General features: G+C 69.9%; 12 protein-coding genes and 1 riboswitch. Of the genes, 1 reads left to right on the top strand and 11 read right to left on the bottom strand.

Annotation, left to right across the window (positions count from 1 at the left end; translation table 11 throughout):
- Positions 1-62: 62 nt before the first annotated feature.
- On the bottom strand, positions 63-2948 hold the full coding sequence (gene gcvP / locus OF819_RS27380) for an aminomethyl-transferring glycine dehydrogenase (protein WP_267246333.1): 2886 nt from the start codon (positions 2946-2948) through the stop codon (positions 63-65).
- A gap of 182 nt (positions 2949-3130) precedes the next feature.
- Positions 3131-3230: riboswitch (glycine riboswitch) on the bottom strand.
- Positions 3231-3343: 113 nt separating this feature from the next.
- Here gcvP and OF819_RS27375 point away from each other — a divergent pair.
- Entirely contained in the window at positions 3344-3721 is a 378-nt protein-coding gene (locus tag OF819_RS27375; RefSeq protein WP_267246332.1) for a PRC-barrel domain-containing protein, read from the top strand.
- A gap of 293 nt (positions 3722-4014) precedes the next feature.
- Here OF819_RS27375 and OF819_RS27370 read toward each other — a convergent pair whose 3' ends face one another.
- The 10 genes from OF819_RS27370 to OF819_RS27325 all read right to left on the bottom strand — a co-directional run bounded on the left by OF819_RS27370 (position 4015) and on the right by OF819_RS27325 (position 14347).
- Entirely contained in the window at positions 4015-5466 is a 1452-nt protein-coding gene (locus OF819_RS27370; RefSeq protein ID WP_267246331.1) for a DNA polymerase IV, read from the bottom strand.
- Positions 5467-5544: 78 nt separating this feature from the next.
- Entirely contained in the window at positions 5545-6156 is a 612-nt protein-coding gene (locus OF819_RS27365; protein WP_267246330.1) for a MerR family transcriptional regulator, read from the bottom strand.
- Between the two features lie 220 nt (positions 6157-6376).
- Positions 6377-6850 (bottom strand): bifunctional nuclease family protein, encoded by a 474-nt coding sequence (locus tag OF819_RS27360; RefSeq protein ID WP_267246329.1) that lies wholly within the window; start codon positions 6848-6850, stop codon positions 6377-6379.
- 53 nt (positions 6851-6903) lie between these two features.
- Complete coding sequence (locus OF819_RS27355; protein ID WP_267246328.1) at positions 6904-7653, bottom strand: MerR family transcriptional regulator; 750 nt, start codon at positions 7651-7653, stop codon at positions 6904-6906.
- A gap of 66 nt (positions 7654-7719) precedes the next feature.
- Positions 7720-8667: an FHA domain-containing protein gene (locus OF819_RS27350; protein WP_267246348.1), complete on the bottom strand. Its 948-nt coding sequence runs from the start codon at positions 8665-8667 to the stop codon at positions 7720-7722.
- 82 nt (positions 8668-8749) lie between these two features.
- The gene (locus OF819_RS27345; RefSeq protein ID WP_416370637.1) at positions 8750-9754 is read right to left on the bottom strand and encodes a DUF881 domain-containing protein; all 1005 of its coding nucleotides are present in this window, start codon (positions 9752-9754) and stop codon (positions 8750-8752) included.
- A gap of 5 nt (positions 9755-9759) precedes the next feature.
- Entirely contained in the window at positions 9760-10092 is a 333-nt protein-coding gene (locus OF819_RS27340; protein ID WP_064068997.1) for a small basic family protein, read from the bottom strand.
- Positions 10089-11021, bottom strand: a complete 933-nt coding sequence (locus tag OF819_RS27335; RefSeq protein WP_267246326.1) for a DUF881 domain-containing protein — start codon at positions 11019-11021, stop codon at positions 10089-10091. Before OF819_RS27335 ends, OF819_RS27340 begins: the two co-directional genes overlap by 4 nt.
- 110 nt (positions 11022-11131) lie before the next feature.
- Positions 11132-13627 (bottom strand): mannose-1-phosphate guanyltransferase, encoded by a 2496-nt coding sequence (locus OF819_RS27330; protein WP_267246325.1) that lies wholly within the window; start codon positions 13625-13627, stop codon positions 11132-11134.
- A gap of 111 nt (positions 13628-13738) precedes the next feature.
- Complete coding sequence (locus OF819_RS27325) at positions 13739-14347, bottom strand: CDP-alcohol phosphatidyltransferase family protein (RefSeq protein ID WP_267246324.1); 609 nt, start codon at positions 14345-14347, stop codon at positions 13739-13741.
- Positions 14348-14449: the final 102 nt, after the last annotated feature.

The following is a 14449-nucleotide window of genomic DNA, read 5'->3' as shown; positions in this document are numbered from 1 at the left end:
CGACGAGGGCCGGCCCGGAGTGACTCCGGACCGGCCCCTATCGCTGCGTGCCGGGCGGCGCGTCAGCCGTCGTACTCCTCCAGTGGCGGGCAGGAGCAGACCAGATTGCGGTCGCCGAACGCGCCGTCGATCCGGCGCACCGGCGGCCAGTACTTGTCCGCAGCGCTCACCCCGGCCGGGAAGACCGCCTCCTCACGGCTGTACGGATGCTCCCAGGCGCCGCCCAGCGCGGCCGCCGTGTGCGGGGCGTTGCGCAGCGGGTTGTCCTCGGCGGGCCACTCGCCGCCGGCGACCTTCTCGATCTCCCCGCGGATCGCGATCATCGTGTCGATGAACCGGTCGAGCTCGGCGAGGTCCTCGCTCTCGGTCGGCTCGATCATCAGCGTCCCGGCGACCGGGAACGACATCGTCGGAGCGTGGAAGCCATAGTCGATCAGCCGCTTGGCGATGTCGTCAACGCTGACGCCGGTCGCCTTGGAGATCGGCCGCAGGTCCACGATGCACTCGTGGGCGACCAGCCCGGCGGGGCCCGTGTAGAGCACCGGGTAGTGCGGCTCAAGACGCTTGGCGATGTAGTTCGCCGCGAGCACCGCCACCTGGGTGGCGCGCTTGAGACCCTCGCCGCCCATCAGCCGGACGTACGCCCAGGAGATCGGCAGGATGCCGGCCGAGCCCCACGGGGCGGCCGAGATCGGGCCGACGCCCGTCTCCGGGCCGGCCGTCGGCTGCAGCGGGTGGTTGGGCAGGTACGGGGCGAGGTGGGCGCGCACGCCGACCGGGCCCACGCCCGGGCCGCCGCCGCCGTGCGGGATGCAGAAGGTCTTGTGCAGATTCAGATGCGAGACGTCGCCGCCGAACTTGCCCGGCTTGGCCAGCCCGACCAGCGCGTTGAGGTTGGCCCCGTCGACGTACACCTGGCCGCCGGCGTCGTGCACCTGGGCGCAGATGTCGGCGACGTGCTCCTCGAACACGCCATGCGTGGACGGGTACGTGATCATCAGCACGGCCAGTTCATCGCGGTACTGCTCGATCTTCGCGCGCAGGTCCGCGACATCGATCTCGCCGTCGTCCGCGGTCTTCACGACGACGACCTTCATCCCGGCCATCACGGCGCTCGCCGCATTGGTGCCGTGGGCGGAGGACGGGATGAGGCAGATGGTGCGCTGCTCGTCGCCGCTCGCCCGGTGGTAGGCGCGTACGGCGAGGAGTCCGGCCAGCTCGCCCTGAGAACCGGCGTTGGGCTGGATGGACACCTTGTCGTAGCCGGTGACCTCGCTGAGACGTTCCTCCAGCTCATGGATGAGCGTGAGGTAGCCCTGGGCCTGCTCCACGGGGGCGAACGGGTGCATCTGGCCGAACTCCGGCCAGGTCACCGGTTCCATCTCGGCCGTCGCGTTCAGCTTCATGGTGCAGGAGCCGAGCGGGATCATGCCGCGGTCCAGCGCGTAGTCGCGGTCGGCGAGCCGGCGCAGATAGCGCAGCATCGCGGTCTCTGAGCGGTGCTGGTGGAAGACGGGGTGGGTGAGGTACGCGTCGCCGCGCAGCAGCGCGGCCGGCAGCCGGTCCTCGGTCGTGGCGTCCAGCGCCTCGGCGTCGGCCTCCACGCCGAAGGCGGACCAGACGGCGGCGAGCTGGGCGCGGCCGGTGGTCTCGTCGCAGGCCAGGGAGACCTGGTCGGCGTCGACGAGGCGGAGGTTGACACCCGCCTCGCGGGCGGCGGCGACTGCCTCGGCGGCGCGGCCGGGGACCCTGACGGTGAGGGTGTCGAAGAACGCGCTGTGCACGACCTCGACGCCGCCCGCCGTCAGGCCCTCGGCGAGCAGCGCGGCGTAGCGGTGGGTGCGCCGGGCGATGGTCCGCAGGCCCTCGGGGCCGTGGTAGACCGCGTACATGCCGGCCATCACGGCGAGCAGCACCTGGGCGGTGCAGATGTTGCTGGTGGCCTTCTCCCGGCGGATGTGCTGCTCGCGCGTCTGCAGCGCCAGCCGGTAGGCCTTGTTCCCGTCCGCGTCGACGGAGACGCCGACGAGGCGTCCGGGCAGGCTGCGGGCGAACTTCTCCCGGACGGCCATATAGCCGGCGTGCGGGCCGCCGAAGCCCATGGGGACGCCGAAGCGCTGGGTGGTGCCGACGGCGATGTCCGCGCCCAGCTCGCCGGGGGAGGTGAGCAGGGTCAGCGCCAGCAGATCGGCGGCGACGGTGACGATCGCGCCGAGGCCCTTGGCCTGCTCGATGACCGGCCGCAGATCGCGGACCGCGCCGGAGGCGCCCGGATACTGGAGCAGCACGCCGAAGACGCCGCGCTCGGCGAGGTCGGCGGGGATGCCGTCGCTCAGATCGGCGGCGACGACCTCGACGCCGGTCGGTTCGGCACGGGTCCGCAGGACCGCGAGGGTCTGCGGCAGGGTGTCGGCGTCGACCAGGAAGACGCCGTCCTTGACCTTGCCGATGCGGCGGGAGAGCGCCATCGCCTCGGCGGCCGCGGTGCCCTCGTCGAGCAGCGACGCGCCGGAGGTGGGCAGGCCGGTCAGATCGGCGACCATCGTCTGGAAGTTCAGCAGCGCTTCCAGGCGGCCCTGTGAGATCTCCGGCTGGTACGGGGTGTACGCGGTGTACCAGGCCGGGTTCTCCATGACGTTGCGCAGGATCACCGGCGGGGTGAAGGTGCCGTAGTAGCCCAGGCCGATCATGGGCGTCAGGACCTTGTTCCGGTCCGCGAGGGCGCGCAACTCGGCCAGCACCTCGGCCTCGGTGCGGGCGCCGGGGAGGTTCAGCGCCTCCGCGCTCTTGATCACGTCGGGTACCGCGGCGGCGGTCAGCTCGTCGAGGGAGCCATAGCCGACCTGGGCCAGCATCTTGGCCTGAGCCTCGGCGTCGGGTCCGATGTGGCGCTGCTCGAAGGGGGTGCCGCGCTCCAGCTGGGAGAGCGGAATCCGGTTGGCGGTCATGAAGGAGGCCTCCTGGTCTGACACGACCTGCGAGGGGCATCGCGGCACGGATGCCCGGACGGCCTCCCCCTCTGTCATCTCAACCTGAGAGCTTCACCGGCTCGCCCGTGTCCGGGCGCCCCGGCTTTCACCGTCGGTGAGAGCGGATGCCGTCCGACGTCCGCCCTTCTTTCCAGAGTGACCTCGTCCGCGCGGTACTGGTTGCCTGAGAGATTCCGGGGAGGATTTGCTCCTTCGGCGCCGCCGGCGGGTTTCACCGGCGGACTCTCCCGCGCGGGGTCAGCAGCCGTTTGCCAGCGTACCAGCGCGGTCCCTCGCCGATCGCTCAAGTGGCCGACGCCCCGGATATGCCGTTTTGTGGTGGTAGCGAGCAGTTGCGACCTGTTGGAGGGACCGTGCAGACCGATATCGATCCGCGCAGCCTGATCGGGCGCAAGGCGTACGACCGCGATGGCGCCAAGATCGGGACCGTGGACGAGGTGTATCTCGACGATGCGACGGGCGTGCCGGAGTGGGCCGCCGTGCGCACGGGTCTGTTCAGCCGCGACGCCTTCGTCCCGCTGGAGCCGAGCGAGGTGGTCGGCGACAGCCTGCACGTCCCCTATGAACGCTCCCTGATCAAGGACGCCCCTGATTTCGGCGTCGGCCGCCATCTCTCACCCGAGCAGGAGCTGGAGCTCTACCACCACTACGGCCTCCACCTCGCGGGGCCCCCGCAGCCCCCGGCTTCGGGCGACCGCTCCTTCGGCCACGTGGCGGGCCAGGAGGACTGACGGGGGTTTCCGGGGGCTTCGCCCGCGCGGAGCCACCCCGCCACCCCGCCCCGGAGACGTCCCAGAGCGAAGCCGCCGCACTTGAGGTACGGGGGCGAGCCCCGCGCCCCAGACCGGGGAGAAGGCCTCGGCTCCGGGGAAGGGACGGATCGCCAGCCCCCGCAGGGGCTCCCCGGAGCAAAGCCCCGCGCTGGAGGTACAGGGCGACAGCACCTGCCATCCCGGAGGCGGTCCGGGGACGAAGCCCCCGGGGCGGAAAACGCCCTGAGCCCGGTCTGACGCGCGCGTCGCGCCTACGCGGGGATACCGCGCGACGCCGCCGAGGCCCCCGGCGGCAGACCGCCCCGCGGCGGCGCGCCCGGCTCCGGCGGCGGGCGGAGCAGCGGCAGCGGCTCCGCCGGCATCAGCTCGGGGTCGTCGACCGCGAACGTCCGCACCCGCCCCGGCGGCGACCACGGCTCCTCGAAGCGCACGGTCACCCGCCCAAGGCCGCTGCCCTGCACCCATCCCGCCCCATAGCGCGCATGGCGCACATCATGTCCGGCCAGCCAGCGCCGCCCGGCAAGCGGCCCCGGCCCCGGCTCCGCTTCCGCTTCCGTCGTCGGCCCCGCGCCCCCCTCCCGCGGCTCCGCACACGCCTCCACCCCGTCGTCCTCTCCCCCGTGTGCCCCGGCCGCCGCCTGGGCGAAGAGATCCTCCTGCGTATAGTCGGCCAGCCCGCTCACGCCGACACCCAGCAGCCGCACGCCCCCGGTCGTGTCCACGGACTCCAGCAGCCGCGCGGCGGCCTCCCGCACCACGGCGGGGTCATCCGTCGGCCCCCGCAGCGTCTCCGAGCGCGTGAGCGTCGAAAAATCGAATCTGCGGACTTTCAGCACGACCGTCCGCCCGGACCGCCCCGCGGCCCGGAGCCGCTGCACGCACCGCTCAGCGAGCCGCTCCACCTCACCGCGCACCCGCACCCGGTCGTGCAGATCCACATCGAAGGTGTCCTCCACCGACACCGACTTCGCATCCCGCTCCGCCACCACGGGCCGCTCATCGTGCCCCAGCGCCATATGGTGCAGCGCGGTCCCGTGCGCCTTGCCCAGCAGGCGCACCAGCTCGTCTTCGCCGGCCTCCGCCAGATCCGCGACCGTCGTCATCCCGGCGCGCCGCAGATGCTCACCCGTCGCGGGGCCGACCCCCGGCAGCGTCCGTACGGACAGGGGGCCGAGCAGCTCCCGCTCCGTGCCCGGTTCGATGAGCACCAGACCGTCCGGTTTCGCCTGCTCGGAGGCGATCTTCGCGAGCATCTTGGAACCGGCCAGGCCGACCGAGCCGGTCAGCCCGGTGACCCGGCGGATGTCGGCGCGCAGCCGCTCCCCCGCCGCCCTCGCCGACGCGCTGTCGTCCGCGCTGCCGCCGGCTTCCAGGTCGACGAACGCCTCGTCCAGACTGAGCGGCTCCACCAGCGGCGACAGCGCCGCCAGCAGCTCCATCACCTGCTCGCTCACGGCGCGGTACAGGGAGAAGCGGGGCACCAGATACGCGGCGTTCGGCGCGAGCCGCCTCGCCTGAGCCATCGGCATCGCCGAGTGCACGCCGAAGCGCCGTGCCTCGTAGGAGGCGGTGGCGACGACGCCGCGCGGGCCGAGTCCCCCCACCACCACGGGCTTGCCGCGCAGACTCGGCTTCGCCGCCTGCTCGGCTGCGGCGTAGAAGGCATCCATGTCGAGATGCAGAATCGTCGGCGCGGTTCTCACACCACCGATGCTCCCCTACACCACTGACAACGGCGTCCACGCCGACATCGGCGTCCGGGCCGTCGGCTCCGCCGGAGGTCAGACCGCCCGGTCGCGTCTGCGCCTGGCCAGCTCATCGCCGGGATTGTGCCCGACCAGCGTCTCGCCCGTGTCGACCCGCTCCCCGTGGAGCTGGGAGAGCGCGGCCTCCACATCCCGCCACACCACGCCCACGGCGATGCCGAACACGCCCTGGCCGCCCTGGAGCAGATCGACGACCTCGTCGGGCGAGGAGCACTCGTACACCGTCGCGCCGTCGCTCATCAGCGTCATACGCTCCAGGTCCCGAAAGCCGCGATCCCGCAGGTGCTGCACCGCGGCCCTGATGTTCTGCAGGGCGACACCGGTGTCCAGGAAACGCTTGACGATCTTCAGGACGACTACGTCGCGAAAGCTGTAGAGGCGCTGAGTCCCCGATCCATACGCTGGCCGCACGCTGGGCTCGACCAGTCCGGTGCGCGCCCAGTAGTCCAGCTGCCGGTAGGTGATGCCCGCCGCGGCACACGCGGTGGGCCCCCGGTAGCCGATGGTGTCCGGCGCGGGGTCGGCGGCATCGGCATGAGCCGCGCCGTCGTGAAGCGGATACGGCCCGCTCTTCCCCAGACTGCGTCCGGGGCCGCCCCCAGCCGTACCGTCGCCGCTGTTTCTCACGCCGACCTCCGTCCTTGACCTGCCTTCTCGACGGTAGGCAGTCGCCAGGGGTGCGTCAACGATCGCCACACTCGGCACGCCGAGTGATAATCACCCTGAGAGTGGTTTTCCGTACCCCAAGCCGGGGAACGGCTTTTTGGATGCGCTGTCGAGCCACACGGCCGCCCTGCAATCCCTGCCGTATACGGCTCCCGACAGGGTCACCTGCGGCCGGTGCGGGTCACTGGCTGTTGGTGCCGAAGTCCTCGGGCGAGATCTGGTCGAGGAACTCGCGGAACTTCTCCACCTCGTCCTCCTGCTCGTCAGGGATGGCGATCCCCGCATCGTCCAGCACGCCGTCACTGCCGTAGATCGGCGTCCCTGTGCGCAGCGCCAGCGCTATGGCGTCGGACGGCCGCGCACTCACCTCGACACCGCTGGCGAAGACCAGCTCCGCGTAGAAGACGCCTTCCCGGAGGTCGGTGATGCGTACTTCGGTGAGCTCCTGGCCCACCGCCTCCAGCACGTCCTTGAAGAGGTCGTGCGTCAGAGGCCGGGCAGGAACCATCCCCTGCTGCGCGAAGGCGATGGCGGTCGCCTCCCCTGGTCCGATCCAGATGGGGAGGTACCGGTCGCCTCCCACTTCTCGCAGGAGCACGATCGGTTGGTTCGAGGGCATTTCAACCCGGACACCCACAACGTCGAGCTCGTTCACACAGTAACCCTAGGACGTGCTCGGCAGGTTTGGATAGTCGGGCCCTCACAAGATCAGTGAAGCCTTACCCTGAGCGCGCTCTGGACAAGCGCCGCATGGAGCCGTACAGAGAGCGCGGCCAGTTCTCTGGCAGTGGCCTCCGCATGCGCTCTGGTCTGCGGATTCCGGTGCCGCCGCAGCGGGGCGACCACTTGTTCGAGAAGTCCGGCCTCGCGTTCCGCGGCGGCCTTCATGGCGCGAAGATGCCGTGGCTCCAGTCCGAATCTGCCCAGGTCCGCGATCAGCCGCGCCGCCGTGACCGCCTCGGCCTCGAAGCCGCCGTCCTCATCCGGGGCGATCAGCCCGTACGAGACCCATTCGTCCAGCTCCCCGGCGCTCACCTCGGCGGCGGCGAGCAGCTCGGCGCGGCCCACCCGGGCGGCGGTGGGCCGTGCCGTCTCGTCCGTCCGCCAGGCGTCGCCGTCGAGCAGCTCGCGCGGCGCGGCGGGCCCGGGGAGCCGGACCTCCTCGCCTCGGCTCTGCGCCTCGAGATGCTCGCGGATGACTTTCAGCGGAAGATAGTGATCACGCTGCATGCGCAGCACCTGCGCCAGCCGCTCCACGTCCTGCGGGGTGAACTTGCGGTACCCCGAGGGTGTGCGCTGCGGCTCCACCAGCCCTTCCGCCTCCAGAAACCGGATCTTGGAGATGGTGACCTCGGGGAACTCCTCACGCAGCCGCCCGAGCACCGTGCCGATGCTCATCAGCCGGTCGGCCTCGGCAGCGGCGCCGTTCCCGGCGCCGCCCGTGGGTGTGCGCAGCATGTGCCTTCCCTGACGGGTGTGACGGGCCTGGCAGGCTTGGCGGGCTTGCTTGGCGGGCTTGGCGGGTTACAAGCTCCGCTGGCTCCCGTAGAAGACCAGCCGGTACTTGCCGATCTGGACCTCGTCGCCGTTCGACAGAAGGACGGAGTCGATCCGCTCGCGGTTGACATATGTGCCGTTGAGGCTGCCGACGTCCGCGACGCTGAAGCGCCCCTCGGCGTCCCTCTTGAACTCCACATGACGCCGGGACACCGTCACATCGTCCAGAAAGATGTCGCTCTCCGGATGACGGCCGGCCGTGGTCAGCTCACTGTCCAGCAGGAAGCGGCTGCCCGAGTTCGGGCCCCGCCGCACCACCAGCAGCGCCGAGCCCGGAGGCAGGGCGTCGACGGCGGCCTGGGCCTCGGGCGACAGGGGCGGCAGCGCCGTCTGCCCGGTCACCTCGGAGTCGTACGCCTCAAGGCCGGAGATGGAGATCGTCGACGTCGTCTCCGAGGCGCGCTCCGCCGGTGCGCCTCCGCGCAGGGGCGCGCCGCAGTTGGAGCAGAAGCGGCTGGCCTCGGCATTGCGGTGCCCGCACCTGGTGCAAACCGGCAGTGCCGACATGGACGGGTCCTCCTGCCGCGGCGCGGCCGCGTGGGGATTGGTCGCATACGGGTCGGCGGCGAACTCTCCACCCGTACCCGAGCTTGACGGTTCCCCGAAACCTATGCGTCCGGCACCGGCAGGGTCAACAGGCGACGCGCCCGGCCTGCCCGAAATGTCACCGTCACCGTTGATCTCGTCCCGGAACAGCGGCCGCTCTCCGCGCTGCTCCTCCGTCTGGCCATGGCGCGGTGCGCGATGCCTGGCGCTGCCGCCGTCTTCGCGAGCGCTCTTGCCGAACAACTTCCCAAACAACTTCACGGGCGTTTCCCCTTGACCGAAATAGACCCGCCCGTGGGGCAGGACGAACTCCCGACGAACACACCTGCCGACCCGGACACCCTCACAACGTCCGTATCCACCCGACAGTTTCCACCACGCACCACTTGTGTGATGCGGCGACCCCCTGCTACCTCCTGCCCGGGTCCAGAGCCCCCCATGCTCCCCCGCCTCACCGCGACGACGACCGAGCGTAGTCAGGCCGCTTCTCGGGTCGCAAGGCGTTCACAACGATCTTCTCCGACCGCGTCACAGTGGCGGTGGCCTGCTCCTTCTCCAAGGTCTGCACCACTCCGCCCGGGATGTTCAGAGCGGGCTCCAGGTCCTGCGGCTTGCCGATGACCTTGAAGCGGTACGGGGCCGTCACCGGCTTCCCGTCCACCTCGATGGCGCCGCCCCGCCCGGAGAGATACGTATCGGCTGCCACGCGGACGTCATCGATCTGGATGGCCTCCGCACCGGCCGCACGCAGCTCCTGGATGGCGTCCAGCAGCGCGTCGGGCTCGACCGCGCCGAGCGTGTCATCGATGGTCAGCGTGATGCCGGGCCCCTGCGCGGCCACCGTGCCGGCCAGGATCGCCAGCTGCTGCTCCTTCTGCCGCGTCTGCCTCCGTGCCTCTTCCGCCTGGTCGGAGCTGTTCTCCAGTTCGGCGCGCTGGTCCTCCAGCCGCTGCTTCTCCTCTTCGAGCCGCTCACTGCGGTTGTCGATCTCGTCGAGGATGCGCACCAGGTCCTCCTGGCGTGCACCGCGCAGCGCACTGCTGTCGCTCGTGGAGCGCACCTGGATGGCCAGACCGAGACCGAGGACGAACAGCAGGACGGCGACGATGAGTTGGGCGCGGGTGACGCGCGGCGGCCACAGCCCTTCGCGCAGCCGCTGCCGGCCCGTCCGCTGCGGTTCTTCCTGGTCCGACGGGGGCTCCGGCGCGGGCGCGCGGTCGGGGGCGGGGGCGGGGGCTTCCGACGGCTTCTCCGGGCCCGTGCCCGTGCCGCCGGCCGTCGCGGGGTGCGCCTTCGACAGGTCGAAGGGCGCCGGCTGCTCCGCGGCCCCGGGGGTCCCGGCGTTCTCCGGGTTTCCGCTGTTCTCCGGGTTTCCGGGGCTCCCCGGGGTCGCGTCGAGCGGGCGGTCCCGGTCGCCGCCTCGGTTCTCGTGGTTCTCGCGGTGCTCGCGGTTCATCGGCCTCACGCCCGGAAGACATGCCGCCGGATCGCGGCCGCGTTGGAGAAGATCCGGATGCCCAGCACCACGACGACGCCCGTCGACAGCTGGGCGCCCACGCCCAACTTGTCGCCCAGGAACACGATCAGGGCGGCCACCACCACATTCGACAGGAACGAGACGACGAAGACCTTGTCCACGAAGATCCCGTCGAGCATGGCGCGCAGACCGCCGAAGACGGCGTCGAGAGCGGCGACGACCGCGATCGGCAGATAGGGCTCGACCACGGCCGGCACCTCGGGCCGGATGAACAGTCCGACCACGACTCCCACGACGAGGCCCAGTACGGCGATCACGATGTGCCCTTCCCTGTCTCTTCCGCCGCTCGCCCGTCGCTGCTCCCGGCGTCGGCGGACTGCGGCTCTGCTATGCGTACGATCAGGCTCGTCGCCGCCGGCAGACTCACCCTGTCCTGGTCGGAGATCTTGGACCGGATGCCGAAACTCTCCTTCAGGACATGCAGGTACTGTCCGTCGGCGCTGTCCTGGAATGCGGTGCGCAGCCTCTTCCCGTCCCCCACCGCGAGCACCGTGTACGGCGGCACCAGCGGCCTGTTGTCGACCAGTATGGCGTCGCCCGCGGCACGGATCGCCGACAGGGCCGTCAGCCGCTGCCCGTTGATCGCCACAGCCTCGGCCCCGGACTCCCACAGCCCGTTCACGATCCGCTGCATATCGCGGTCGCGCACCCGGCCCGTGTCAGAGAAGCTGCTGCTCTCCCGTGGCCCGCCGCCTCCCTGGTCGGACGACTCGGCGTCGTCGACGACCAGCTTGACGCCGGGCCCCTCCACCGCGGTCGCACCGGACAGCAGCGAAACCAGATCCCCCTGCTCTCCGCCCTGCGTCCGGAGGGCTCTGCGCTGCCGCTCCTCCACCTGGGCACGGAGGTGCTCCACATCAGCTTCGAGATCGTCGGCCGCCGCGGTCTCGGCCTCCACCCGGTCGATGAGCTCCTCGCGCTCCTTGGCCACGACCGGCGCCGATATCCGCGCCTGCGCCGCACCCACCGTGACCACCGCGGCGGCCAGCACCAGCCCGGCGGCGAGGCCGAGCTTGGCCCGCAGAGTCCGGGGCAGACCGCCGCCCTCCGCATCCCGGCGCGCCGCGGCCTCCGCATACCCGTCGTCGAGGCTGTGCTCCATGACATTGGTCAGCAGCGACATCGACGCATCGGGGCGCGTGGGCGGCGCGGAGCCAGTGCTCCGAACGGGGGGCTGCTGCGACATGCCGCACATCGTCGCACGTCGCAGCCGCTACCGCCGAATGGCCCCACCGGTACGCCGGAAGCGGCCCCGCGCTCCCTTCCGGCGTACCGGTCTCACGGCTGGGTGTTGCGCTAGCGACCTGCGCTGTCGACGACGGCGGACCACTCGTCGAGCAGGGACTGGGCCGACGCGTCGTCGGGGCCCTCGGCCCACAGATGGGTGACGGCTTCGGCCGGGTCGGGGAGCACCATCACCCACCGTCCGTCTGCCTCCACCACCCGTACGCCGTCGGTGGTGTCCACATGCCGGTCCCCCGCCGCCTCGACGACCCTGCGCATCACCAGCCCCTTCACGGCCCAGGGGGTCGCCAGATCCCGCTTGAGCACATGGGCGCGCGGAATCCGCGCGTCGATCTGGCTCAGTGTGAGCTGCGTACGGGCGACCAGTCCGATCAGCCGTACAAAGGCCGCGGCCCCGTCGAAGACGCTGCTGAACTCCGGCACGATGAAGCCGCCCCGGCCGTCACCGCCGAAGATCGTGCTGTCCTCCCGTCCGACACGCGTCAGATCATCGGGGGACGTGGTCGTCCACTCCACCTGAGTGCCGTGGTACGCGGCCACCTGCTCGGCGATCCTGGTCGTGGTCACCGGCAGAGCCACCCGACCGCTGCGCCGCTCGGCCGCCACCAGGTCGAGCATCACCAGCAGTGCACGGTCGTCCTCGACGATCTCGCCCCGCTCGTCCACCAGGGAGAGCCGCTCGCCCACGGGGTCGAAGCGCACTCCGAAGGCGGCGCGCGCCGAGGCAACGATCTCGCCGAGCCGCACCAGTCCGGAACGCCGGGTCTCGGCCGACTCCGTTGGCCGGGACTCGTCGAGCCCCGGATTGATCGTCAGCGAGTCCACTCCAAGCCGTCCGAGCAGGCTGGGCAGAACCAGCCCGGCGCTGCCGTTGGAGGCGTCGATGACGACCTTCAGCCCCGACTCGGCGATCCCCGAGGTGTCCACGTTCCGCAGCAGGGAGCCGGTGTACGAGTCGAAGACGCTCGACGGGAAGTGCAGATCCCCGATCTCTCCGGGGAAGGCCCGCCGGTACTCCTGGCGGGCATAGACGCGGTCGAGCTTGCGCTGCCCGGCCTGCGAAAGATCCGCGCCGCGCTCGTCGAAGAACATGATGTCCACGGAGTCGGGCACACCCGGCGAGGTCCGGATCATGATGCCGCCGGCACTGCCTCGTGCGGTCTGCTGCCGGGCCACGGGCAGCGGGACATTCTCCAGATCGCGTACGTCGATGGCGCTGGCCTGCAGCGCGGAGATCACCGCCCGCTTGAGGGCGCGTGCGCCACGTGAGTGGTCACGGGCGGTGGTGACCGTGGCCCCCTTCTTCAATGTCGTCGCATACGCCCCGGCCAGCCGCACGGCCAGCTCGGGAGTGATCTCGACATTGAGGATTCCGGACACGCCACGGGCTCCGAAGAGATGCGCCTGTCCTCTGGACTCCCAGATGACCGATGTATTGACGAAGGCGCCGGCCTCGATGGTCTTGAACGGATAGACCCGCACATTGCCCTGGACGATCGATTCTTCGCCGATGAGGCACTCGTCCCCGATCACGGCGCCGTCCTCGATGCGGGCAGCACGCATGAGGTCGGTGTTCTTGCCGATCACACAGCCGCGCAGATTGCTGTGCTGACCCACATATACGTTGTCATGGACGACGGCCTTATGAAGGAAGGCGCCGCTCTTGACGACCACATTGGAGCCTACGACCGTGTGCTCGCGGATCTCGACATCAGCCTCCACCTTGGCGTAGTCGCCGATGTAGAGCGGTCCGCGGAGTACGGCATCCGGGTGTACCTCGGCCCCTTCCGCCACCCAGACGCCCGGGGAGATCTCAAATCCGTCGATCTCCACGTCGACCTTGCCTTCGAGCACATCCGCCTGTGCTTTGACATAGCTCTCGTGCGTGCCGACGTCCTCCCAGTAGCCCTCGGCGACATAGCCGTAGATCGGCTTGCCTTCCTTCATGAGCTGGGGGAAGACATCGCCCGACCAGTCCACCGGAACATCCGGCTCGACGTAGTCGAACACCTCGGGCTCCATGACATAGATGCCGGTGTTCACGGTGTCGGAGAAGACCTGTCCCCAGGTCGGCTTCTCCAGGAAGCGCTCGACCTTTCCCTCTTCGTCGACGATGGTGATGCCGAATTCCAGGGGATTCGGCACACGAGTCAGACACACCGTGACAAGAGCGCCCTTCTCCTTGTGGAAGGAGATCAGATCGGTGAGGTCGAAGTCGGTGAGCGCATCACCGGAAATGACGAGGAAGGTATCGTCCTTCAGCGCCTCCTCGGCATTCTTCACACTGCCTGCCGTGCCGAGAGGCTTCTCCTCGTTGGCGTAGGTGAGCTCCATTCCAAGCTCTTCGCCGTCGCCGAAGTAGTTCTTGACCAGCGACGCGAGAAACTGCACGGTGACGACGGTCTCGTTGAGCCCATGCCGTTTGAGCAACCGCAGCACATGCTCCATGATCGGCCGGTTGGCGACCGGCAGAAGCGGCTTGGGCATGCTCGAGGTCATCGGGCGAAGGCGGGTGCCTTCGCCTCCGGCCATCACGACGGCCTTCATGTCGGAAGCGTCCTCCTTGAAGAGACGACGGTTAGCCGACTTCGCCCGCCCGGGAAGCTCCTCTGGCGTCATGCGCGGCCGGCGACACTGCACGGCACCGCATCGACGAGGTCAATCGGCCACTGCGTCCGCCTTGACGAGTCGGCGGACCTGGACCACGTAGAGGATCCCTGCCCACCAATACAGAGTTGTACCCCATCCAGCGAACGCCCATCCGAAAATCGCGGCGAGTGACGAAAGCCACCCCGTCCCATCGCTGAGGAGGAGCAAGGGGAAGGCATACATGAGGTTGAAGGTGGCCGCCTTGCCAAGGAAGTTCACCTGGGGAGGCGGATAGCCATGGCGGCGGAGGATTCCCACCATCACCAGCAGCATCACTTCTCTCGCCAGCAGAACCACGGTGAGCCAGAGCGGAAGAATTTCCCGCCATGTGAGCCCGACCAGGGTGGACAGGATGTAGAGCCGGTCCGCGGCGGGATCCAGGATGCGCCCCAGGCTGCTGATCTGGTTCCAGCGGCGGGCGAGCTTGCCGTCGAGATAGTCGCTGACGCCGCTCAGCGCCAGTACCAGCAGCGCCCAGCCATCACTCTTGGGCCCCCCGAACTCGGGGCGGAGGATCAGCCACAGGAAGAGCGGGACGCCGAGGAGTCTCGCCATGCTGAGGATGTTGGGGATGGTGAGCACCCGGTCCGTCTGGACCCGAGTCTCCTGGACCTCCACCCGGGGGCCTCCTGTGGGGAACGTGCCTACGATGCCCCCTGACCTTACCGGCAGCCTCGCCGACCTCATACGGTGGGGTGTGTAACGCCCACACCCGCAATA

It is taken from the genome of Streptomyces sp. PR69 (assembly GCF_026420845.1).
In the GTDB taxonomy this organism is placed as follows: Bacteria; Actinomycetota; Actinomycetes; order Streptomycetales; family Streptomycetaceae; genus Streptomyces.
The sequence above is the reverse complement of the archived record's forward strand: the minus strand, read 5'-3'. Positions and strand labels throughout refer to the sequence as shown.